This window comes from Microbacterium californiense (assembly GCF_047246625.1).
In the GTDB taxonomy this organism is placed as follows: Bacteria; Actinomycetota; Actinomycetes; order Actinomycetales; family Microbacteriaceae; genus Microbacterium.
Genome location: NZ_JBFOKQ010000001.1, coordinates 1,800,561 through 1,822,308, shown reverse-complemented (window position 1 = coordinate 1,822,308; position 21,748 = coordinate 1,800,561). Strand labels below are relative to the sequence as shown.

At 69.0% G+C, this 21,748-nt stretch carries 19 protein-coding genes; 3 read left to right on the top strand and 16 right to left on the bottom strand.

Features of this window, described 5'->3' with window-relative positions; genetic code table 11:
* Nucleotides 1–14: 14 nt before the first annotated feature.
* Nucleotides 15–1,562: an ABC transporter substrate-binding protein gene (locus AB3M82_RS08670; protein ID WP_412957099.1), complete on the bottom strand. Its 1,548-nt coding sequence runs from the start codon at nt 1,560–1,562 to the stop codon at nt 15–17.
* Nucleotides 1,563–1,950: 388 nt separating this feature from the next.
* Between AB3M82_RS08670 and AB3M82_RS08665 the strand changes: the two genes are divergently transcribed.
* Nucleotides 1,951–3,024, top strand: coding sequence for a LacI family DNA-binding transcriptional regulator (locus AB3M82_RS08665; RefSeq protein WP_412957098.1), 1,074 nt, complete (start codon nt 1,951–1,953; stop codon nt 3,022–3,024).
* Between the two features lie 9 nt (nt 3,025–3,033).
* Here the strand turns inward: AB3M82_RS08665 and AB3M82_RS08660 are convergent, their stop codons facing one another.
* From AB3M82_RS08660 to AB3M82_RS08605, 12 genes are all read right to left on the bottom strand, one after another.
* Nucleotides 3,034–4,668: a hydantoinase B/oxoprolinase family protein gene (locus AB3M82_RS08660; RefSeq protein WP_412957097.1), complete on the bottom strand. Its 1,635-nt coding sequence runs from the start codon at nt 4,666–4,668 to the stop codon at nt 3,034–3,036.
* Entirely contained in the window at nt 4,665–6,728 is a 2,064-nt protein-coding gene (locus tag AB3M82_RS08655) for a hydantoinase/oxoprolinase family protein (protein WP_412957096.1), read from the bottom strand. The genes AB3M82_RS08660 and AB3M82_RS08655 overlap by 4 nt, the downstream gene beginning before the upstream one ends.
* Nucleotides 6,725–7,594, bottom strand: a complete 870-nt coding sequence (locus tag AB3M82_RS08650) for a PfkB family carbohydrate kinase (protein ID WP_412957095.1) — start codon at nt 7,592–7,594, stop codon at nt 6,725–6,727. The genes AB3M82_RS08655 and AB3M82_RS08650 overlap by 4 nt, the downstream gene beginning before the upstream one ends.
* A 20-nt stretch (nt 7,595–7,614) precedes the next feature.
* Nucleotides 7,615–8,640 carry an SIS domain-containing protein gene (locus tag AB3M82_RS08645; protein ID WP_412957094.1) on the bottom strand — a complete coding sequence of 342 codons (1,026 nt, stop codon included), beginning with the start codon at nt 8,638–8,640 and terminating at the stop codon, nt 7,615–7,617.
* Between the two features lie 218 nt (nt 8,641–8,858).
* Nucleotides 8,859–10,388, bottom strand: a complete 1,530-nt coding sequence (locus AB3M82_RS08640; protein WP_412957092.1) for an NCS1 family nucleobase:cation symporter-1 — start codon at nt 10,386–10,388, stop codon at nt 8,859–8,861.
* A 95-nt stretch (nt 10,389–10,483) separates the two neighbouring features.
* Nucleotides 10,484–11,263: a FadR/GntR family transcriptional regulator gene (locus AB3M82_RS08635; RefSeq protein WP_412957090.1), complete on the bottom strand. Its 780-nt coding sequence runs from the start codon at nt 11,261–11,263 to the stop codon at nt 10,484–10,486.
* 42 nt (nt 11,264–11,305) lie between these two features.
* Nucleotides 11,306–12,301 (bottom strand): ABC transporter substrate-binding protein, encoded by a 996-nt coding sequence (locus tag AB3M82_RS08630; protein WP_412957088.1) that lies wholly within the window; start codon nt 12,299–12,301, stop codon nt 11,306–11,308.
* A 44-nt stretch (nt 12,302–12,345) separates the two neighbouring features.
* Complete coding sequence (locus AB3M82_RS08625; protein WP_412957085.1) at nt 12,346–13,371, bottom strand: ABC transporter permease; 1,026 nt, start codon at nt 13,369–13,371, stop codon at nt 12,346–12,348.
* Complete coding sequence (locus AB3M82_RS08620; RefSeq protein ID WP_412957084.1) at nt 13,368–14,177, bottom strand: ATP-binding cassette domain-containing protein; 810 nt, start codon at nt 14,175–14,177, stop codon at nt 13,368–13,370. The genes AB3M82_RS08625 and AB3M82_RS08620 overlap by 4 nt, the downstream gene beginning before the upstream one ends.
* Complete coding sequence (locus AB3M82_RS08615; protein WP_412957082.1) at nt 14,174–14,851, bottom strand: isochorismatase family protein; 678 nt, start codon at nt 14,849–14,851, stop codon at nt 14,174–14,176. Before AB3M82_RS08615 ends, AB3M82_RS08620 begins: the two co-directional genes overlap by 4 nt.
* 188 nt (nt 14,852–15,039) lie before the next feature.
* The gene (locus AB3M82_RS08610; RefSeq protein WP_101844460.1) at nt 15,040–15,417 is read right to left on the bottom strand and encodes a RidA family protein; all 378 of its coding nucleotides are present in this window, start codon (nt 15,415–15,417) and stop codon (nt 15,040–15,042) included.
* Nucleotides 15,418–15,436: 19 nt separating this feature from the next.
* Entirely contained in the window at nt 15,437–16,813 is a 1,377-nt protein-coding gene (locus AB3M82_RS08605; RefSeq protein WP_412957080.1) for an amidohydrolase family protein, read from the bottom strand.
* Nucleotides 16,814–16,908: 95 nt separating this feature from the next.
* Between AB3M82_RS08605 and AB3M82_RS08600 the strand changes: the two genes are divergently transcribed.
* On the top strand, nt 16,909–17,673 hold the full coding sequence (locus AB3M82_RS08600) for an SDR family NAD(P)-dependent oxidoreductase (protein ID WP_412957077.1): 765 nt from the start codon (nt 16,909–16,911) through the stop codon (nt 17,671–17,673).
* On the opposite strand, the gene AB3M82_RS08595 is transcribed toward AB3M82_RS08600, so the two are convergent.
* On the bottom strand, nt 17,663–18,496 hold the full coding sequence (locus AB3M82_RS08595; protein ID WP_412957074.1) for an NAD-dependent epimerase/dehydratase family protein: 834 nt from the start codon (nt 18,494–18,496) through the stop codon (nt 17,663–17,665). The two genes, AB3M82_RS08600 and AB3M82_RS08595, sit on opposite strands and share 11 nt — an antisense overlap.
* Nucleotides 18,496–19,161 (bottom strand): isochorismatase family protein, encoded by a 666-nt coding sequence (locus AB3M82_RS08590; RefSeq protein ID WP_412957072.1) that lies wholly within the window; start codon nt 19,159–19,161, stop codon nt 18,496–18,498. Before AB3M82_RS08590 ends, AB3M82_RS08595 begins: the two co-directional genes overlap by 1 nt.
* Before the next feature lie 100 nt (nt 19,162–19,261).
* Between AB3M82_RS08590 and AB3M82_RS08585 the strand changes: the two genes are divergently transcribed.
* On the top strand, nt 19,262–20,074 hold the full coding sequence (locus tag AB3M82_RS08585) for an FCD domain-containing protein (protein WP_412957071.1): 813 nt from the start codon (nt 19,262–19,264) through the stop codon (nt 20,072–20,074).
* Between the two features lie 42 nt (nt 20,075–20,116).
* On the opposite strand, the gene AB3M82_RS08580 is transcribed toward AB3M82_RS08585, so the two are convergent.
* Entirely contained in the window at nt 20,117–21,664 is a 1,548-nt protein-coding gene (locus AB3M82_RS08580) for a glycosyltransferase (protein WP_412957069.1), read from the bottom strand.
* Between the last annotated feature and the right edge of the window lie 84 nt (nt 21,665–21,748).

Here is a 21,748-nt window from a genome sequence, read left to right as displayed (position 1 = left end):
CGCCGCGGCGCGGCTCAGTCGGTGAGCCGCGCTCCGGCCAGGCTGTACATCGAGGAGTACACGATCGGTCCGCTGAGCATCTCGAACCCTTCGAGCTTGTCGGAGTACGCGTAGGCCGCGGCACCCTGACCCCAGGTCACGAAGGGGACGTCCTCGAGGTAGATCTCTCCGAGCTCGCGGTAGATCGCCTCGCGCTCCGGGCCGTCCGCCGTCTTCGCGCCTTCGTCGAGCAGGCCGGCGTACAGGTCCTGGTCGATGCCGAAGCTGCGGACGAACGTGGGACCCCCGATGAACGCGCCGGTCAGGGCGGACGGGTCGTTGATCGCCGCGGGAGGCCCGCCGATCATCAGGTCGTAGGAGCCGCTGTTGCCCTTGGCGATCTGGTTCGCGTAGTCACCGGTCTCGATCTCCACCGCGATGCCGATCTCCTCCAGGTCGCTCTTGATGACCTGCGCCCGTTCGCTGTACCCGAAGTACTGCGAGTTGGTGAGCAGCGTGAGGCTGAAGCCGCCGTCGGGGTAACCGCCCTCGGCGAGCAGCTCCTTGGCCTTGTCGACGTCCTGCGCGAAGTGCGAGGCCTGCTCCTCGTCGAAGTACTCGCTGTCCTCAGGGATCGGCAGACCGCCGTTGGAGGTGCCGTACCCGAGGGTGCCGACCTCGTTGATGGACTCGAGATCCAGCGCATAGGCGATGGCCTGGCGCACCTCGGGCACGGCCAGCGGCCCTTCGGTGAGGTTGAACTGCAGTGCCCCGTAGAGGCCGTGCGCGGTGTCGAGCGTGACCCCGCTCGCGTTCTCGAGCGTCGCGTAGTCGGCGGCGGGCACGTAGTCGATGAACTGCACCTGTCCGCTGACGAGGGCCTTCACACGCGTCTGCGCATCGGCCATGAAGGTCATCTCGATCTCGTCGAGCTCGACCTCGTCGGCGTCGTAGTAGGCCGGGTCGGCCTCGAGGGTGTAGGAGACGCCCTTCTTGTACTCGGTGACCATGAACGGGCCGGCGCCGATCGGCACACCGTCCGCGTCGACGGACTCCTCGGGGACGATCGCGTTCAGCGGGTTGGCGATGATCTTCGGCAGCGCGGTCTGCGGCTCGCCGAGGTTGAGCACGACGGTGGTCTGATCCGGGGTGTCGATGCTCGCGATGTTGGCGAACGACGTCTGGTCGGCCGCGCCGTTCTCCGGCACCGCGAGGTACTCGAACGTGCGCTTGACGTCCTCCGAGGTGAGCTCGTCACCGGTGGAGAAGGCCAGCCCCTCCCGCAGCGTGAAGGTGTAGGTGAGTCCGTCCTCGCTGACCTCGTAGTCCGAGGCGAGAGCGGGAACGACGTCTCCGTCGGGACCGTAGCTGAGCAGGCCGCGACGGACGAGGGTGATCAGCTGGCGGTTCGCCGAGCCCTGGTCAACGCCCGTCTTGAACCCGGGGGGCTCCGCGGAGAAGCCGATCGTGAGGGTCTGGTCCGCAGCGGCTCCGCCGCCGCCGCCGCCGCTGTTCGATCCGCTCGCGCATCCGGCGAGACCCAAGGTCACGGCCATGGTGGCCGCACCGGCGAGGGCGAGCATTCGGGCCCCGCGTCCGCGACCAGCGCGCGGGCTTCGGGTGTTGAGAGTTTCCATGCTGTGAATCCGTCTCTTGAGGGCCCCGCGGGGCGTGAGGAAGAGAGTGCGTGCTCGGCGGCGATGCCGACGTCCGGTCCGGGTTCGTGCGAGCAATCGGGCGCTCGCATCCATCGCCGGGTTCTGCGGTGAACCTCTCCTCTTGTCTTCATCGGTGGGGAGAAACTGCTGATCCAAGCCGCATTGGGAACGTTCCCTCTGGGCTTGCGTCCCACTCTTACGCAGGTTGGGAACGATGTCAATATGATGGGGGAAGATTTACCGCACGGTGATCTCCGGCGGTCGCGGGATGCAGTCGTCCGCTACGATGCCATCGACCTATGAGGGAGCACGCATGGCGCGAGCAGTGACGATCATCGACGTGGCCCGAGCGGCCGGTGTGTCGAAATCGGCAGCGGCCCGCGTTCTCGCTCAGAACGGCTCGGCCAGTGATGTGACGCGCAAGAAGGTGCTGGAGGCCGCCGACCGTCTCGGCTACCGCCCCAATCAGCTCGCGCGCGCGATGAAGTCCGGGGCGACCAACACGATCGGCATCGTGGTGCCGGACGTCGCGCTCCCGTTCTTCTCCGCGGTGCTGCGGGGGCTGACCGACACGGCGCGCGCCGCGGGATTCGAGGTGCTCGTCAGCAACACCGACAACGACGCCGACATCGAGGCGCGCTCCCTCGAGCTCCTCGCCGAGCAGCGGGTCGACGGCATCGTGATCGCCCCGGTGTTCCAGCCCGAGCCGACCGCGCTCCTCCGCCTCGCCGGCGAGGGCATGCCCATCGTGCTGCTCGACCGCCGCATGCCGGGGCTCGAAGACCTGCCCCTGGTCTCGGTCGATCATGTCGACGCCACGGAACGGGCGATCAACGCCCTCCTCGCGGACGGGCATCGGCGGATCGCCCTGGTGACCGAGGCGTCCCAGGTCGATTCGACGCTGCAGGGCTTCGCGCTGCGCCGCGGGGAGGATGCCGACGTCTCGATGCTCCGGCCGTCCGCGCAGCGTCTCGTCGGCTACCTGCGCGCGCTGACCCGTGCGGGCGTCGACATCGACGACGATCTGATCATCTCCACCGGCTACACCACGGGGGAATCGCAGAAGGCGGTCGAGGCCTTCCTCGCGGACGGTCCCGACGTCACGGCGATCCACGCGACCGACACCGTGCTCAGCTCCGGCACCTATCGGGGCATCCGCTCCCACGGTCTGTCGCTCCCCGACGACCTGTCCTTCATCGGATTCGACGACCAGGACTGGACGACCATGGTGCAGCCGGCCGTCAGCGTGATCGAGCAGCCGCGTCAGCGCCTGGGTGCCACCGCGACGACCACGCTGGTCGGAATCATCCGCGGCGGAACGACGGAACCGCGCCGCCAGATGCTCGCTGCCGAGCTCCTGGTGCGCGGTTCCGCCGCCCCCCTCTGACGCGACCGCTCAGTCCCGATACCGCCGGGCGGTCTCCTCCGACACCCGTCCGTCGCGGACGTCGGCCTCGAGGGCGTCGTCCGGACGGGCGGCAGGATCGCCGTAGCCTCCGGCGCCCGCCGTCTCGATCGACGCCCAATGCCCCGGCTGCAGGACGGTGTAGCCGTGGTCGATCGGCGTGGCGTCTTCGCTGAGCACGCACCGCGCCGATGCGCCCGGACCTCCGCCGAACACTCCCCACGGCTGCGACTTCTGACGGCTGGTGTCCAGCCAGAAGTGCACGTCCTCGGCCTCGGCGCGGATGCGGCGGCGGATCCCCATGCCGCCGCGGTGCTCCCCGGTCCCTCCCGAGTCCTCGATGAACTCGTACGCCTCGACCATCAGCGGGTACTCGGTCTCGAGGCTCTCGACGGGGAGGTTCGACGTGTTGGTCATGTGCACCTGCACGCCGTCGAGTCCGTCCTTGTTGTAGCGCGCCCCGCTGCCGCCGCCGATCGTCTCGAGGTACACGAAGTCGCCACCCCGCGCGGGGTCGTGCCCCGAGAAGTGCACACCGGTGTTGGCCCCGTTCGAGGCGCCCGTGATCCGCTCCGGCACGGCGGGAGCCAGGGCGCCCTGGATCAGATCGACGATGCGCTGGCAGGTCTCGCTGCGGCCGTTCACCGCTGCGGGGGCCGAGCAGTTGATGATCGACCCCTCCGGCGCCTCGATCGTGACCGGGCGGTACAGGCCCGCGTTGGGCGCGATGTCCGGGTCGATGAGCGTCTTGATCGTGTAGTAGACGGCCGCGTACAGACCGGTCCACACGACGTTGACGCTCGCGCGCACCTGCGGCGGGTTCCCGGCGAAGTCGAACAGCATCCGGTCGCCGGAGACGACGATGCGCACGCGCAGCGTCAGCTCGTCGTCCAGCTCCGGGCAGTCGAAGCGGTCCTCGAACGTGTACTCGCCGTCGGGGAACTCCGCGATCGCCGCGCGGGTGCGGCGCTCGGTGTAGTCCAGCAGCTCGGCGCCGATCGCACGGACGACGTCGGCCCCGTTGCGCTCGCAGAGCTCGCGGTACCGCGTGACGGCCACGCGGAGCGCGGCCTCCTGCGCGCGGAGGTCGGCGATCCGCTCCTCCGGGACTTGGCAGTTCAGCAGGATGAGCTGCAGCAGCTCCTCCTGCCGCACGCCCTCGCGCACCAGATGCACGGGAGGGATGCGGATCGCCTCCTGGAAGATGTGCGCGTGACCACGGTCGCCGAAGTCGGCGTGGTGCGCGAGCGTCGCCGCCCACGCTGCCAGCTCGTCATCGACGAAGATGGGCGTCGCGAGGACGATGTCCGGGAGGTGGGACCCTCCGCCCGTGTACGGATCGTTGCCGATGAACACGTCCCCCGGACGGATCTGGTCGAGCGGATACTGCGCGCGCAGCGCGGCGACGATGCCCATGAGCGAGCCCAGGTGCAGGGGCGATCCGCCCTCGTCCTGGGCGATCGCCCGGCCCTCCGCATCGAACAGGCTCGCCGTGCAGTCTCGGCGCTCCTTGATGTTCGGCGAGAACGCGGCCTTCACCAGCGTCTCGCTCATCTCCTCGACGATGGTCGAGAGGGCGGAGCCCACGACCTCGACGAGCACGGGATCCAACTCGATGGCGGTCACTTCTGCTCTCCGATCTCCACGATGAGGTTGCGGTAGGCGTCCACGCGGCACACGTCTCCCGGCAGCAGGACGGTCGTGGTGTCCATCTGCTCCACGATGGCCGGGCCGGCGACGACGTCACCGGGCGTGAGGCGGGCGCGGTCGAACACCGGGGTGTCGACGTAGCCCTCGGCGGGATCGAAGCACGTGCTCCGCGTCTCGACGATCGCGCCGGACGGATCGGACGAGCCGACCTCGTCACGGCGGAGGTCGACGTGGGCGGCCGAACCGGACGCCTCGAGACGGAAGGTCACCACCTCCACCGCTGCGTCCTCTGATCGGTAGCCGTACACGCGCTCATGGGCCTCGTGGAACAGCTCGATGACGGCATCCGCGCCGTCGTCGCCGAAGCGATGCCCCTCGGGAACATCGACGGCCAGCTCGAAGTTCTGACCGCGGTAGCGCAGGTCCATGCGGCGGCGGAGAGCACGGCCGTCCTCGTCGACCTCCTCCTCGACGAACCACTCGGTCGCCCGATCCTCGAGCTCGTCGAACACGGCATCCACCGCCGCTGCCGTGGTGTCGTCGACGCCCGTGATGAGCGTGCGCATGAAGTCGGTCTTCACATCGGTCATCAGCAGGCCGAGCGCCGACTGGGCGCCCGGGATCTCGGGCACCACCATGGTGCGCATGCCCAGCTCCCTGGCCAGGCGGGAGGCGTGCAGCGGACCGGCGCCGCCGAACGGGACCAGGGCGTACTCGCGGGGATCGTACCCGCGCTGCACGCTGACCACGCGGATCGCCCGCGCCATGTTGGCGGTGACGACGCGCAGGATGCCGAGGGCCGTCTCCTCCACGGAGAGACCGAGCGGCTCGGCGAGCCGCTGCACGGCAGCGACGGACGCCGAACGATCGATCTTCATCTGGCCGTTCAGCAGGTATTCCGGGTTGAGCATCCGCAGCACGACGTTCGCGTCGGTCACCGCTGCCTCGGTCCCGTTGCCGTAGCAGGCCGGCCCGGGGAAGGCGCCGGCGCTCTGCGGACCCACGCGCAGATGGCCCCCGCTGTCGATCCAGGCGATGGACCCGCCGCCGGCGCCGACCGTGTGGATGTCCAGCATGGGCGATCGCACCGGGCGGCCGTCCAGCTCCATGCCCGCGGTCACCTTGGGGCGGCCCTCCTGCACGAGGGAGATGTCGGACGACGTGCCGCCCATGTCGAAGGTGATGATGTCGTCGTAGCCCGCAGCGGAACAGATCTGCGCCGCACCGACCACGCCCGTGCTGGGCCCGGAGAGCACCAGCCGCACCGGCAGGGACTCGGCGGTCGAGAACGGGATCACGCCGCCGTTGCTCTGCGTGACGTGCGGGACCGCGGTCAGCCCCCGGTCGGCGAGCACCTGACGCAGCCGCGCGAGGTAGTTCGCCACGACCGGTCCGACGTAGGAGTTCGTGACGACGGTCGACAGGCGCTCGTACTCGCGGAACTCCGGCAGCACGTCGCAGGAGAGGGAGACGTACACCTCGGGCATCTCCTCGCGGATGATCTCGGCGATGCGCCGCTCGTGATCCGCGTTGAGGTAGCTGTAGAGGAGGCAGACCGCGATCGAGTCCACGCCTGCGGCCTTCAGCTCACGCACCGCCCGACGCACGTCGGCCTCGTCGAGCGGGGTCTCGACCGCGCCCGTGTGCCGCACGCGCTCGGTGACCTCCATGCGCAGATGCCGGGGCACCTGCGGGGTGGGCTTGTCCGCCTGCGGGTCGTACATGCTGGGGCGGCGACCGCGGCCGAGTTCGAGCAGGTCACGGAAGCCGCGCGTGGTGATCAGGCCGGTCCGTGCGCCGCGCCCGGTGAGGAGTGCGTTGGTTCCGACTGTCGTCCCGTGGGCGAAGTACCCCACCTCGTCGATCGAGCGTCCGCCGATCTGGTCGAGGATCTCCGTCACGCCCTGGACGATGGCCCGACCCGGGTCATCAGGGGTGCTCGAGACCTTGCGCACATGCACGCGCCCGGTCTCCTCGTCGAACGCGCAGACGTCGGTGAAGGTTCCACCCGTGTCCACTCCGATGCGCAGGGTCATGCCGTCACCGCTTCCTGGTCGTCGTTGCTCTCGTCGCTCGTCGCATGCTGGCGGCGCACCGCCTCGGCGTCGAACGGGATTCCATGCTCGAAGGCGCCGTTCACCTGGCAGACCTGAGCCGCCTGCGCGCTCGCCGCCACCAGCGTGGATCGGATGCTGCGACCGGTGCCGAGGCCCACGAGGACACCCGCGATGAACGCGTCTCCGGCGCCGAGCGTGTCGCGCACGTTCACCCGGTCGGCCTCCTGGTGGCGGATGCCCTCGGACGAGCCGAGCAGCGCCCCGGCGGCGCCCAGTGTCACGAGCGCGTGCTCGGCCCCGGCATCCAGCGCGCGGCCGACGAGGCCCCGGGCCTCCTGCTCGCTCAGGTGACCGCCCGAGAAGCTCGCCAGGTGCAGATGGCGCAGGTGCGGGAGAGCCGCCCCCTCGTCGAACCGGCTGCCGAAGTCGAACGACACCCGTGCGCGCTCCGCGATCTCCGGCACCCGGGCCAGCAGCGGCCCCGCGTAGCCGGTGTGCACCACGTCGTAGGCGGCCATGGCGTCGAGCTGCTCCGGCTCGAGGTCGAAGAGGGCCGTGGTGCGATCCGAACGGAGGAAGACGCGGTCGTTGCCGACGAGCTCGACATCTGCCGTGGCGTTCGGGCCGTGGACCACGCGGGTGAGCGAGGTGTCGACGTGCTCGGCCTCGAGCGCGCGGAGGACCTGGCGCCCCGCAGTGTCGTCTCCGAGGACGCCGAGGTAGCCCGCCCGGGCGCCGAGACGCGCAGCGAAGACCGCGACGTTCACGGCGTTGCCGCCGGGATACATCATGGCCTGATGCAGGTAACGGTCGACGACGTTGTCGCCGGCCCCGAGAACTCTCATCGGATGCTCTCCGCCCGCGCTCAGTAGGCGATCTTGTACATGTAGCGGCGCTGCGACGTGTCGTGTCCGCGGCGCGCGGCGACATGGTCGAGCACGCGGCGCTCCGCGCTCATCAGCGCGAGGACGCTCAGGTCCGCGCGCGACTCCGCCGGGACGCCCGGAAGGCTGAAGGTCGCGGTGTCGACGGCGGCGGAGTTGCGGGTCTGCTTCTCCGCGAACGCGATCACGCGCTCTCCCAGTCCACGGCTCGCGTCCTCGGCGACGAGGGTCACCACGGTCGTGTCCTCGAGCACCATCTCGAGCGGGCCGTGGAAGAAGTCGCCGGCGTTGATCGCGGCAGAGTTCATCCAGCTCATCTCCTGGAAGTAGCACCAGGCCATCATCTTCGCCATGCCGTAAGCCGGGCCCCCGCCGACGATGTAGCTCAGCGGCGCATCGGGTGCGGAGAGCAGGTCGGCGACGCGCTCGCCCGCCTCGGCGACCTCGTCCTTGACGGCGCGCAGCGCACCGGGGAGCGCGGGAAGCCCCGCCCGCAGTTGCGCGGCCTTCTCGGGTGCGCCGTAGGCATCGAGGAGAGCCGCGGCGATCTGCTCGTTGTGCACGAGCTTGGGTTCGGTGATCGAGATCGTGTCGGGGTAGTCGAGGTGCACATCGCCGATGCGAGAGAGTCCGTTCTCGCCCTGGCGGGAGATGCCCGCCACGAGCGCGCCCCGGCTCTTGGCGAACTCGGCCGCGGCGACGGTCTCGGGAGTGTTGCCCGAGTGCGAGGCGGCGACGACGAGCGCCTTCTCGTCCAGTCCGATCGGCGCACGCGAGGTGAGCTCCGCGCTCGTGATGCGCTGTGTCACGAGGCCGGGCGCGTAGCGGTCGAGCAGATCGAAGGCGGGGTAGGTGCCGAAGTGCGAGCCTCCGCAGCCGACCAGGTAGACCCTCTCGACGCCGCGCTCGACCGCCCGGTCGACCAGCGAACGAGCCTTGCCGTCCTGGTCGATGGCGTGCTGCACGCAGGCCTCGAAGTCGTCGGGAACCGGGATCAAGTCGCTCATCGCTACCGCTTTCTCATTCGTCGGATCGCCCTCGGGACGAAATGTGGAACGTTCCCACACAGGTACTCTTGCGCAGATTGGGAACGGTGTCAATAGACACGGAGCGGCCTTGTCCCGCGTCCGCGGGCGCGCTCGGCATCCCGGACGACGCAGAACGGCCCACCGGGCGCGAACGCCGGTGGGCCGTCTTGCGGAGCTGTGCCGCAGGTGGAGCCGTGTCACCTCACGGGGTCGGCGACCTCCGCCTCCTGCGCGACGTCGCCGTCGTCCTGGACAGCTGCCGGATCGACATCGGTGAATCGAGCGCGGGATCGCGTGGGGAGGGACCGATACGGGAGCATGAGCAGGCCGTAGACGAGACCGGCGGCCGCGATGCCCAGGAACCAGTTGAACGCGTAGAGGCCAGACAGCGCCGGAACGAACAGCCCGACGAGAGCGAGTCCTGCCCCCAACGCGAACGCGATGAGAGCGCGAGCGTTCCACCCGTTCCGGAAGGCGTAGACGCCGGACGGCGACTCGGTGAACAGCGAGGCAGTGTCGTAATCCCGTCGACGGACGAAGTAGTAGTCGACGAGCATGATCCCCGCGATCGGCCCCATGGTGGCGCCGATCGCGCCGAGGATCGTCTCGACGATGTCGAACTGTCCGTACCAGAGCCACGGGACGAAGGCGATCGCCGCCACGATCGCGATGATCCCGGACCGGGAGAACGTGAGCCATCGGGGAAAGAGGTTGGTGAGATCGAAGCCCACCGACACGCCGTTCGTGGCGACATTCACCGAGACTGTGGAGACCAGGATGCACAGGGCCGAGAAGATCCCGATCGCCGGGTTGTCGAACCGGGCCAGGATCTCGATCGGGTCCGAGATCACCTCTCCGTACGCCACCTTCGTGCCCACGGCGACCCAGAGCGCCATCAGCGAGAAGAAGAAGAACATCAACGGGAAGCCGATGCCCTGTCCGATCGACTGGTCGCGCTGCGACCGGGAGAACCGGGTCAGGTCGGAGATGTTGAGCACGAGCGTCGCCACCGTGCCGATCAGAGCGGTCATCGACAGGAAGAACGTTGGCCAGAAGTCCGGCCTGGCGATGGTGGTGGGCGAGTCGAACAGCGCCCCGAAGCTCCCCGCCGCGACAGCCGCCCAGATCACCAGCCCGATCGCGAGGACCATGATCGTCGGCCCCGCCCATGCCTCGAACCGCTTCACCGCGCCGATGCCGTGCGTGAGGACCCAGGCGTGCACCAGCCAGCAGATGACGAAGGCGATGAGGACGTCCACGCCCATTCCGAGGACGTTGGCCTGAGCGAGTTCGGCGTACCCGGGGATCGCGGACGACAGGATCAAGCCGATCGCCTTGCTTCCGATGTAGATGTGCACGGCGAACCAGAAGATCGCGACGAATGCGCGCAGGAAGACCGGGATCTGAGCGCCATGGCGACCGAACGCCGCGCGGATGAGAACCGGGAAGGAGAGGCCGTACTTCGCTCCGAGCACCGAGTTCGCGAGGATCGCGAGGAAGGCGAGCAGGTACGCGCTCACCACACACGCGAGTGCCTCCCAGAAGCTCATCCCGATGGCGATGAGGTTGGCTGCGACCTGCCAGGCGACGAGGTTGTGGACGATGCCCATCCAGATCGTCGAGTAGTTCCACCACGTCCAGGTGCGCTCGGAGCGGCGGAGGGGGCGGAGATCGGGGTTATCGAGCCCGAGGGCTTGGTGCGAGACGATGCCTGTCGACGTCGACATGGAGACTCCAATCGGGATAGAGCTTCATCAAATATGCGGAACGTGCGTCGGAATCAACGTACGGCGCGAAGGCGTCACCCCGCAACCCCGTGTCGTCAGATGCGCGGGGCGGGCTGGCTGCGCAGGAACAGTTCGATCGCGAGCGCAGTGCTGGCCGATGTCTCGGCGGACAGGTCTTCGCTCAGCCGGTCCAGGTGCTGAAGCATCGCCGCCTCCGCAGCATCCGGATCCCGTGCCTCAATGGCGTCGACGATCGCGTCGTGCTCATGAGGGCTCGCCTCGGTACGGCCGCGCCCTGCTGTCACGATGTCCAACACCTGCTCGAGCACGTCGAACCGGGGGTCGAACAGGACCATCGCCGACGCGCGGAGCATCCGGTTCGGGCAGGACCGGGCGAGCTGGCGGTGGAACTCCACGGCGGCGACCCGGCGGTCCCGTTCGGACTCGATCGAGTCCTCGTGCTGCACGAGGTACCGACGCAGCGCCATGACGTCGGACGGCTCGGCCGAGAGGGCCGCCGAACGCACGATCTCCCTCTCGAGGGCGCGGCGTGCGACCACCAGATCCCGGACGTCGTCCAACGTCTTGATCTCGAGCTGACTCAGATTGTCGTGCCAGCGCTGTTCCCTGGTCGCCTGGTCGGCAAGGGCGCGTCCCGCGGGCGAGAGCACCCGCCCGCGGCCTGCCTGCGAACGGGTCAGTCCCTGCTCGTCGAGCCGCCTGAGAAGGCGGTTCATCGTCGATTCCGAGACCCGCCCCCCGTCCGCGAGCCGACGGCTCAGCTCACGGGCACCGAGGGGCTCGGCTGCTGCTGCGATCAGCAGCAGCAGCTCGAGCTCGCGCGGTTCCAGCGACTGGCTGGCGGAGCGTGTCATCGGGACCCGCTCCTTTCTGACGACGACGCGGGACTCCTCGGTCTACGAGCAGCTATCCGGATACAGCAACTTGGCGATCTCCGGGTCGTCGACGTTGTCAGCCGTCACCAGAGCGTTGTCGACGATGTTATCGAACTGCTCGGGCTTCTCCTCCCCTCGGATCGACCGGACGAGCGCGATGAGGGCGTCGTATCCCTGGGTGTACGACCCCTGCGCGACGAGCGCGTCCAGCTGCCCGGCGCGCAGCGCATCCACGAGTGTCGGACCGGCGTCGTACGCGATCACGGAGACGTCTTCCGCGCCCGTTCCCTGCAGACCCGACACCGTGCCCGTCGCTCCGGCCTCCGATGTCGCGAAGATGCCAACGATGTCGGGGTTCGCCTCGAGGGAGCTCTGCACGATCGTCGCTGCCTTCGTCGGATCATCCTCGAAGTACTGCACCTCGAGGATCTCGAGTTCGGTGTCAGCGGCGCTGAGGGCGTCGATGAAGCCGTCCGCTCGTTCGTTCGTGATGGGCAGCCCAGGGCGGTTGTCCAGGACGAGCACCTTGCCCGCCCTGTCGCCCGCCACCTCGATCAGACGGTCGGCGGCCAGCTTCCCGCCCGCCTCGTTGTCCCCGTGGAACTGCGCCAGGGCGATCTCGGTGTCGAGCGTCGCATCGGTGGTCACGACCTGGATGCCGGCATTGACGGCGCTCTGCAGCGGTGCCTGCATGGCCACCGGATCGGCGGGGACGAAGATGATGCCGTCCGGTCCGCGATTGACCACTCCCTCGAGCACCGGGATCTGGTCGGCGGCGTTCATGCCTCGGGACGGGCCGTCGACACTGATCGTGATGTCGCCGCCCAGTTCGTCGGCGGCATCCTCGGCGCCGCACTGCATCGCCGTGTAGAACGGCAGCCCGTTGTACGTCGTGAGCAGCGAGACCGAGATCGGCCCGTCGACGGGCTCGGCCGCGTCGGGGGTGCCGCTCGAACATCCCGCGAGGACGAGCACGGCGACAGCCGTGGCGACGGACGTTGTGACGATTCGCTTCATGGTTCTCTCCTGTGGGTGTGGACTTCGGGTGGAAAGGATCTCGGTCATCGCGGCGCCTGCTTCGGACGACGGACGCGATCGATCCAGACGGCGAGGATGAGCACCACGCCGATGGCGATGCCCTGATAGAACGACGAGACGCCGATCATCACGAATCCCGCGAGCAGGAGGGTCGGGATGAAGGTGGCCACGGCGGCTCCGACCACGGAGGCGCGTCCGCCGAAGAGACTGGTTCCGCCGATGATGACAGCGGACAGCGCCTGGAGCATGGTCGTCTCGTGGCCCGAGAGCGCTGTCGTCCCGAACCTCGTGATGTCGAGGAAGCCCGCCAACCCGGCGAGCGCTCCGGAGAGGACGAAGACGACGATCGTCGTGCGTTCGACTCGGACGCCCGCTCGTCGCGCTCCCGGTTCCGAGGAGCCGATCGCGAGCGCGTGCCGGCCGACCGCGGTCTGCGACAGCACGACAGCAGCCACGATCGTGACGGCGACGGCGAGGAGGAGGGGAAGCGGTATGCCGAGCGCCGTCGCGATCCCGAAGTCGAGCTGCAGCGACTGCGGCAGACCTGCGACGTTCGAGCCGTTGGTGATCACCTGGGCGAGCCCGAGTCCCACCCCCATGGTGCCGAGAGTCACCACGAAGGAACTGATGCGCAGTCGTGTCACCAGGACGCCGTTGACCGCACCGACCACGGCACCGGCTGCGACTCCGAGGAGGGCGCCGACGACGGCCGCGATCGCGGGGTCGCCTCCACCCGCCGTGAGCGCCACGGTGGTCTTCGCCGACACGACGCTGGCGAGCACCAGCGTCGCCCCGACACTCAGATCGATGTGCCCGGCTCCGAGCACATATGCGAGACCGACGGCGAGGAGGATCAGCCCGGCGCTGTTCCGGCCGACGGATTGCAGGTTCGTGATGCTGAGGAAGTTGCCTCCCGTCGCGACGGCGAAGACGAGGACGAGCACGAGAACGGCTGCCGCGACGTAGGTCGTCGTGGAGCGGGCGACGCGGCCCAGGGCATCTCCGGGGCCGCCGGCGGTGTGCGGTCCGGTCATGGTCGGAGCGGTCATCGGTCGTCCTCTCGGCTGTCCGACGCGATCGTCGGAAGATCGGCGGTGTTCTGCTCGCCGAGCATGAGCGCGACGACGTTGCTCACGGTCAGTCCGCGCGGAGACACGTCGGCCACCACTTCCCCGAACCGAAGGACCACGATGCGGTCGGCGACCTCGATCACTCGGGGGAGGTCGTGGGAGATCAGGAGGACGCCGAGTCCTCGGCCGCTCGCGGCGGTGATCGTGTCCAGCACCATCTGCGACTGACGCGCCCCGAGAGCCGCGGTGGGTTCGTCGAGGATGACCAGCTTCCCGGCCCGGGCGATCGCGCGCGCGACGGCGACGACCTGGCGCTGCCCGCCCGAGAGCGACCCGACGGGAGCCCCTACATCTCCCAGCGTCGTGATCCCCAAGCCGTCGACCAGCGCACGCGCCTCGCTGCGCATGCGCCGGTGATCGATGAGTCCCAGCCTTCCGGCGAGCCCGGGGCGACGCAGCTCTGTGGAGAGGAAGATGTTCTCGGCGACCGACAGGTCCGGCGCCATCGCCAGATCCTGATAGACGGTCGCGATGCCGGCAGCCATCGAGGCGAGGATGCTCCCGAGCTCGAGGCTGCGTCCTTCGAGCAGCACCTCTCCCGCATCGGGCTCGACGGCGCCGGAGATGCAGGAGACGAAGGTGCTCTTGCCGGCGCCGTTGTCGCCCACGACGGCGACGACCTCCCCCCTGGCGACCGAGAGGCCGGCTCCGCGCACCGCCTTGACGTGCCCGAAGGACTTGCGGATGCCGCGCACCTCCAGGAGCGGCAGCACGGAGGTTGTCACGCGTCGGCCCTCGCGGGAAGGGCGCGGAGGGTGTCGAGCACATCCGCCACCGGTTCGACATCGCCGTAGCGCGCGTCGATGTCGAAGAGGTTCCCCTGATGCGCAGTCTGCGAACGATCTCCGACAGCCTCGGCCGGCACGATCACGTGGAAGCCGCGATTGAAGGCGCTCTCCGCCGTGGCACGGATGCAGCCGCTCGTGCTGCACCCGACGACGATCACCGTGTCGGCCTTGGCCGAGATCAGCATTCCGTCGACGTTGGTGCCGTAGAAGGCGGAAGCTCGGGGCTTGACGACGAGCGGTTCCTCAGGACGCCGGTCCATGCGGGGACGGAGCTCGACGTTGGTACTCCCGTGGAGCATGTGCACGCTGTGGGTCGTCTTGCGACGGATCACCTTGCCGATCTCCGAGAGACTCGGGTCCCAGGCCATGGTCGTGAAGATGATCGGCAGGCCAGCCCGGCGGGCGGCGCCGAGCAGCTCCACGATGTGGTCCTCGACTGCCGAGAGATCCGAGCCGAGCATCTCTTCGGGGGACGTCCAGGCCCCGGCCATGTCGATGACGAGGAGGGCGGGCCGCTCTCCCCAGCCGACTCGGCCGCGAAAGCCCGCCTTCTCGTAGAAATTCCGAAGCTCGGCGTTGTCGAGCGTGTGCGTGGTGTGGCTGATGGACACGTGGTCTCCTCGATCCGGGTACGTGCAGGAACACTGACACGAATGAGGATGGTGTGTCAATAGCGACAGACGCTCCTCAACACACCATTGATATGAGCGTTACACGGTCGAAACATCTGTCAGGCACGACAGTCCGCACGCATGAAGAACGCCCGCCCACACGGGGTGGGCGGGCGTTCGCAAGCCGATCACTTGACGGCGATCGCCTCGATCTCGACGAGCAGTCCCTCGCCGCCGAAGGCGACGCCGACCGTACTGCGGGCCGGGAACGGCTCCCCGAAGCGCGCGCGATAGACCGCGTCGAACTCGGGGAAGTCGGCCACGTCGGCGAGGAAGCACGTGGTCTTCACCACGTTCGACAGCGAGGTGCCGGCCGCGGCGAGCACCGCTTCCAGGTTGTCGACGGCGAGGTTCACCTGCTCGGCGAGCGTGCCGCCGAGTCTGCCGTCGGGCGTGGCGCCCACCTGACCGGCGGTGAACACCAGGTCTCCGAGGTCGATGGCCTGGGAGTAGGTGGCAGCGGGACTCGTCGCGTCCGGAGTGGAGATGGCGCTGATGCGGGTCATGATCTTCCTTTCTGAGTGGTCACTGGATGCGCTGGGGGACGAATCGCCCCGAGCCGCGCGGTGGAGTGGCGCCCGAGCCGCCGACGCGGCGGCCACGGCTGAGCGTGACGCGCGGGCGCCCCCGACCGCTGAGCCCGTCGTAGATGTCGTAATCGGTGCCGTTCGAGGTCGAGTCGGACGCGGCATCCCACGTCCATTCGCCGTCGGGATCCCACACGACGATGTCGGCGTCGGCGCCGATCGCGATCCGCCCCTTCGCGGTGAGGCCGAGCGCCGCGGCAGGGCGCGTGGAGTTGATGTCGACGAACTGTCGCAGGCTGAGCCTGCCCGACCGCACCCCGCGGTCCCAGAGCAGAGGCATGCGCGAGGCGATGCCCGGCGCACCCGGCTCCATGGCGGTGAAGTCCTCGAACCCTGCGGCCTTGTCCGCGACGGAGTACGCGCAGTGATCGGATGCCACGGCGTCCAGCCGCCCGTCGGCAACGGCGCGCCACATGCCCTCCCTGTCCGCCTCCGGCCGGATGGGAGGTGTGATCACGTACTTCCATCCGTCGGCGCCGGCATACACCGAGTCGTCGTACACGAGGTAGTGCGCACAGGTCTCGGCACGGACGTCCGTGCCGGCCGCTCGGGCCTCCTCGATCTGCCTCAGGGCATCGAGACCCGAGGCGTGATAGATGTACACCGGGCTTCCGAACTCCTCGGCGTAGCCCGTGATCTCGCGGATCGATGCGGCCTCCGTGTGCCCCGGTCGACTCGCCGGGAAGTCGCCGATACGGGTCCCGCGGAGCTTCCGAGTGGCGGCGAGCGCATCCTCGAGCAGCGCATGGTGCTCCGCGTGGAAGCCGGGCAGGCCGCCGGCCTCGCCCGCTACGCGGATGAAGCGCCGGATGTCGGCGCTCTCGAGACGGGAGCCGTAGGTCGTGTACACCTTGAACGACGCGAGACCGCGCTCGATCAGCGCGGGGATCTCTGCGATCGTGCTCTCGTTCAGCTCGGTCACCACGGGGTGGAGCGAGTAGTCGATGACCGCGCCCTCCGCCTGGCCGAGTCGGCGATCCGCGGCGGCGAGGAGTGATCCGGGGGCGCCAGGCACGAAGTCCACGAGCGTGGTGGTGCCCCAGGCGGCGGCGCGTCGGGTCGCGGACTCGAAGGTGTCCTGGGCCGTTCCCCCGTTGGCGAGGGGCCACTGGATGTGCGTGTGCGGGTCGATGCCGCCCGGGATCACGACGCATCCCGACGCGTCGATCACTTCGTCCGCGACGACGGAGCCCGGCTCGCCGATCGCCGCGATGACACCGTCTGCGATTCCGATGTCGAAGGCACCCTCGGTCGAGTCCGTGACGACCCGACCTCCTCGGATGACGACATCGACACCGTGGTTAGCTGTCCGCACCGCAACTCCTATTCGTCGAAAGCAAGAGACATGTGTCATTGATGATACATTCACGGCAGGACAAGCGGCCTCGGTGAGGTCGGGAGGAGGAGCTGATGTTCGAAAGCCTGCGCGATCGCGTCGTCATCGTCACGGGAGCCGGCAGCGGCCCCGGCATGGGCCGTGAGATCCCACTCGCCTTCGCACGAGCCGGATCCCACCTGATCCTCAACCACCTGATCGACTCCTCGCACGATATGCAGGGGTTCGCCGACGAGCTCCGCGCTCTCGGGGCCCAGGTCGACCTGGTGCACGGGGACATCGCCCGGGAGGAGACGTCCGCCGCGTTGGTCGACACGGCGCTGGCACGACACGGCCGAGTCGATGTGCTCGTCAACAATGCGGGCATCTCCACTCCCGCACCAGTGGTGGACATCTCTCTGGAGCAATGGCAGCGCATGCTCGACGTCAACCTCACCGGCGTGTTCCTGCCGACGCGCGCGGTGCTCCCGCACATGATCGCGGCAGGCGGAGGCCGCGTCATCTCGATCTCCTCACAGGTCGGACAGAAGGGGAGCGAGGAGCACGCGCACTATGCCGCAGCGAAGGCCGGAGTGATCGCGTTCTCCAAGTCGGTCGCACGCGAGGTCGGCCGGCACGGCATCACCGTGAACTGCGTCGCCCCCGGGCCGATCCAGACACGACTGATGGGCGAGGTCACGGACGACTGGCGTGCGGGCAAGCTCGCCGAACTCGTCATCCCCCGCTTCGGCACCCCGGAAGAGGTGGTGCCCTCGGTCCTGCTCCTCGCCAGCAGCCCGGGCGGAGATCTCTACACCGGGCAGACGCTGGGCCCGAACAGCGGCGATGTCATGCTGTGACAGACGACGCGGTGCGCGCGAGGCCCTCCGAGAGCGGCACCGCGAAGGCCATGCCCGTGTCGCGCAGCAGCGCCCTGCTGTCCAAGGGCTCGGTCCACCGCAACCGCGTCCCGAGCGTGTGCCGCGTCATGACGGTCTTCCCGAGGGCAGCAGCGACCGTTCGCGCGATCTCCTCATGCGGCACGAGCGCCTGGACGAAGGTGTACGTCTCGGAGAGCCGTTGGCGCGCCGCGGCCGTCACCAGACCGAGGATCAGGCGAGCGACGTCGTCGACGTGGACGAGCGGCTCGAGCACCTCCGGGTCGTATACCGCTTCACCGTCTCGCAGGATGGAACGAGCCAGTCGGTCGACGACGTGGTCGGTCGAGCGACCGGGCCCGTACACCGAGCCCAGACGTGCTGCGATCACGCGCACACCCCGAGCGCGGAACGCCCCTGCCGCGTCCTCCACGAATCGCTTGGTGGCCGCATAGACGGTGCGCGGCCCGGTCAGGGCCTGCTCGACTGCCGCGATGCTGGACGCCACGATCACGAGCGGCGGGCGATCGAGGGCAGCAGCCGCATCGAGGACCGTGATCGTCCCGACCGCGTTCACCGCCGTCACGCGGACCGGGTCGTCAGCGGCGACCATCGGCCCGGAGACACCGCCCAGGTGGATCACGACATCGGGACGAGCATCCTCGAGCAGACGACGCACAGCCGCTTCGTCTCGCAGGTCGAGCTCGGAGTCCACCGGTCGGATCTCGTGGCCACCGGCGCTCTCCAACTGACGGATGAGAGCCCGACCGACGAACCCTCGGGCGCCGGTGACCACGACCCGCATCAGTCGCGTTCCGCGAAGTGGGCGATCACGTCGTCGACGCCGACGACGTCTGCGTACCGCTGATCGATGTCGAACAGGTTCGCGACGTGTGCGGAGGCCGAGCGGTCGCCGACGGCCTCACGCGGAACCAGAGCGTGGAATCCCAGATCGACCGCGCTCTCGGCGGTCGAGCGAATGCAGCCGCTGGTCGAACAGCCGACGATGACGACGGTGTCGACTCCCTGGTCCACGAGCACGCTGACCAGATTGGTGTTGCGGAACGCACTCGCCCGCGGCTTCTCGATCAAGGCCTCGTCGGGGCGACGCTCCAGCTCCGGGATCACCTGTGCGCTGGCCTGCCCACGGATCATCTTCTCGGCGTGCGGGGTCTTCAATCGGCTGACCTTGGTGACGTCGGAGAAGCTCGGGTCGTAGGCCATGGTGGTGAAGATCACGGGCGCTTCGGCCGCGCGAGCCGCATCGAGCACTCGCTTGATCTCCGCGGTGACGCCACGGAGATCCGAGCCGATCATCGCCTCGGGTTCGGTCCACGTCCCGGCCATGTCGATCACGAGGACGGCCGCCTTGCGCCCCCAACCCACACGGCCTCCGAAGCCGGCAGCACGATAGAGCTCGATCAGCTCGTCGTTGTCCAGCGAGTGCACGACTTCTGTCTGGTCCGTCATCTTTCCTCCATCCATCATGTTCCTCATATCTGCGGAACGTATACCCAGTATGACGGATAATAGTATGGGCTCTCAACCGAAGGGCAGCGAGCAATCACCGATGAGCGCGATCGACACGGCCGGACTGTCCGAACTCCTCCCGGATGAGTTGACCTTGCTGATGTCGATCGGCGATCAAGAGCATCCGGTCGGCGCACGCATCGCGCTGCGGATGCTGGAGGAGAACGGCGTGCGCATCAGCGAGGCCAGCGTCTCTCGCATGCTCGCCAGACTCGACGCTCTCGGATTCACGCGCGCGGTCGGACGGAAGGGCCGCGTGCTCACGACCACCGGGCGCGAGGCTTTCGAGCTCCGTCGTCTTCAGGCTCGACGAGACGAGACCTTCGACCGCGCGCTCGAGCTCCGGTCGGTGTCGGAGCTGCTCGACTGGCTGAGGGCTCGTCGAGTGATCGAGGGAGAGGCGGCCTACCTGGCTGCTCTCCGCCGCGACGACGACCACATGTCCGCTCTCGCCAGCGAAGTCGTCGCGCACGAGGACGCTGCCCGGACCGGCGCCCTCGGGTACCGAACCGTCGGCATGCAGATGCACCTGCTCGTCGCACGGGCAGCCCAGAGTCCCATGTTCGAGGCGCTCATCGAGAGCATGACCGCGCCCGCGGTGGAGCGTGTCGAGGACGCCTTGGATCTCATCACGTCGAGCCGCGGGACCTTGGCCGATTCCGCCGCGGAGCATCGCCGCCTCTACGAAGCGATCCGCAACGGCGACGCCGACGCCGCTCGCGAGCGCATGCACGAGCACCTCGCCCGCCTGGAGCAGGAGGTCGAGCAGTACGCGCTGGCCTCCGATGGCGCAGGCCTGCTGACGGCCCTGTCGACGCTGCGCGTGCTGGGCCCCCGGTCCGCCGAACGCTGACCGTCTCTCGTCCACCCGGCATCCGCCGACCGGGACCCGGGCTCAGCGGCGGAGAAGCGCGCGCAGGCGACGGACCGTGCGGCCGGCGGCGTCGCGGAGACGACCGCCGGGCCACTCGCGGCGGAGCTCGACGACGCCGTCCTCCCCCGCGCGCAGCTCGATGCGCCGGCCGGCGAGGAAGGGCGAGCGCCCTGCCTCGGCGAGCACGGCCGCATCCGCCGTGAGCGGTGCGTCGAACGACCAGCCCGCGTGTCGCACGTGCACGCGCAGCTCCGCCCGTCGTGTCTCGTCGTCGGGGCCGAACGCCTTGAGGGGGTCGATCGACACCTTCACGGCGGCGAGGTCGCGTGCTCCTCGGCCGGCGAGGCGCCGCTCCTCGGCCGCGTCCCCGGCGCGGAGGTACAGCTCGACCCGGTCGTCGCGAAGATCGCGGCTCGCGTCGGTCAACGCCGGGGCGAGATCCTCCAACCAGGACGGCGGCCGCCAGGTGCGGATGCCGTCGGCATTCGCCGGAGTGAAGACGAGCGCCTCCTCGCCCTCGTGGACCAGGTGCACCCGCACGGTGAGCGCGAGGCCACCGCCGCGGGTCCATCGCGCCGACACGACGTCGGCACGGCACTCGACCTGCGTCTCGAACTGCGCCAGGCGGAGCAGGTCGTCTCGGCGGTCGGCGCGGAGCAGCGCGGAGCGCACGCGGTGCGGGAAGGCGAGCCCGGCGTCCACACCCGGGCCGAACCGGCGCTCGGCGAGCGGCTGCACGACGTCGAGGAACCGCTGGCGATACTCGTCCGGGTACCGGGACATCTGCTTCGCCGAGAGCCGCTTGAGGATCTTCCCGCGATACCAGTGGCGCAGAAGACGGTCGCGCAGTCGCCCCGGCTCGGTGTGCGCCTCGACGACGTCGAGCACCGTCTCGAGGTGCGGGAAGTAGGTCTCGGGGTCGATGCGCGACGAGCTCGCGCTGCCCGGGTGCTTGACCCACGCGTAGCAGGGCACGCTCGCGAGCACGGAGATCGTCTCGGCCGCGAAGTACGCCTGCATCACGAAGAGGTGGTCTTCCAGCCGCACGCGGCCGTCGGGGAAGCGGATGCCGTTCTCCCGCAGGAACGCCGTGCGGAACATCTTGTGCGGGGTGAGGAGCTCGAGGATCGGGTCCTTGCCGAGCGTGGCGCGGGGGAGGTCGCGGCGGAAGATCTGCTTCGGCAGGCTGCGGCCGACGCCGACCTCACGTCCGATGACGACATCCGAGGCGTGCGCGTCGGCGTAGTCGCACAGGCGCTCCAGCGCCTCGGGGAAGAGGTGGTCGTCCTGGTCGACGAACTGCAGGTAGGTGCCCGCGGCGTTGTCGATGCCGTGGTTGCGGGGCGTGCCGGGCCAGCCGGAGTGCGGCAGGTTCGCGACGCGCACGTAGGGGCGGTCGCGAGCGATGAGCGCGAGCTTCTCCTGCGTCTCGGCATCCGATCCGTCGTCGCACAGCAGCAGCTCGAACCTGTCCTGCGCGAGCGTCTGCCTGTCGAGAGACGCGATCAGCTCATCGATCGCCGTCCCCGGGTTGTACACCGGGACCACCACACTCACTCGCACTGACATCGACGACCTCCCTCCGTAGTGTGTGCGCCGGAGAGCGAGGCATCAACCCCCTTGCGGACGGACGATCGAACCTGCTCGCCACGC

Bases quoted from the DNA above. Each gene is read 5' to 3' on its own strand.
- AB3M82_RS08635 (WP_412957090.1), bottom strand. From the start codon at position 11,263: ATGACACGCTCCGCCAGCCAGTCGCTGGAACCGCGCGAGCTCGAGCTG.
- AB3M82_RS08630 (WP_412957088.1), bottom strand. From the start codon at position 12,301: ATGAAGCGAATCGTCACAACGTCCGTCGCCACGGCTGTCGCCGTGCTC.
- AB3M82_RS08580 (WP_412957069.1), bottom strand. From the start codon at position 21,664: ATGTCAGTGCGAGTGAGTGTGGTGGTCCCGGTGTACAACCCGGGGACG.
- AB3M82_RS08595 (WP_412957074.1), bottom strand. From the start codon at position 18,496: ATGCGGGTCGTGGTCACCGGCGCCCGAGGGTTCGTCGGTCGGGCTCTC.
- AB3M82_RS08650 (WP_412957095.1), bottom strand. From the start codon at position 7,594: ATGAGAGTTCTCGGGGCCGGCGACAACGTCGTCGACCGTTACCTGCAT.
- AB3M82_RS08600 (WP_412957077.1), top strand. From the start codon at position 16,909: ATGTTCGAAAGCCTGCGCGATCGCGTCGTCATCGTCACGGGAGCCGGC.
- AB3M82_RS08670 (WP_412957099.1), bottom strand. From the start codon at position 1,562: ATGCTCGCCCTCGCCGGTGCGGCCACCATGGCCGTGACCTTGGGTCTC.
- AB3M82_RS08665 (WP_412957098.1), top strand. From the start codon at position 1,951: ATGGCGCGAGCAGTGACGATCATCGACGTGGCCCGAGCGGCCGGTGTG.
- AB3M82_RS08590 (WP_412957072.1), bottom strand. From the start codon at position 19,161: ATGACGGACCAGACAGAAGTCGTGCACTCGCTGGACAACGACGAGCTG.
- AB3M82_RS08610 (WP_101844460.1), bottom strand. From the start codon at position 15,417: ATGACCCGCATCAGCGCCATCTCCACTCCGGACGCGACGAGTCCCGCT.
- AB3M82_RS08655 (WP_412957096.1), bottom strand. From the start codon at position 6,728: ATGACCCTGCGCATCGGAGTGGACACGGGTGGAACCTTCACCGACGTC.
- AB3M82_RS08645 (WP_412957094.1), bottom strand. From the start codon at position 8,640: ATGAGCGACTTGATCCCGGTTCCCGACGACTTCGAGGCCTGCGTGCAG.
- AB3M82_RS08640 (WP_412957092.1), bottom strand. From the start codon at position 10,388: ATGTCGACGTCGACAGGCATCGTCTCGCACCAAGCCCTCGGGCTCGAT.
- AB3M82_RS08585 (WP_412957071.1), top strand. From the start codon at position 19,262: ATGAGCGCGATCGACACGGCCGGACTGTCCGAACTCCTCCCGGATGAG.
- AB3M82_RS08625 (WP_412957085.1), bottom strand. From the start codon at position 13,371: ATGACCGCTCCGACCATGACCGGACCGCACACCGCCGGCGGCCCCGGA.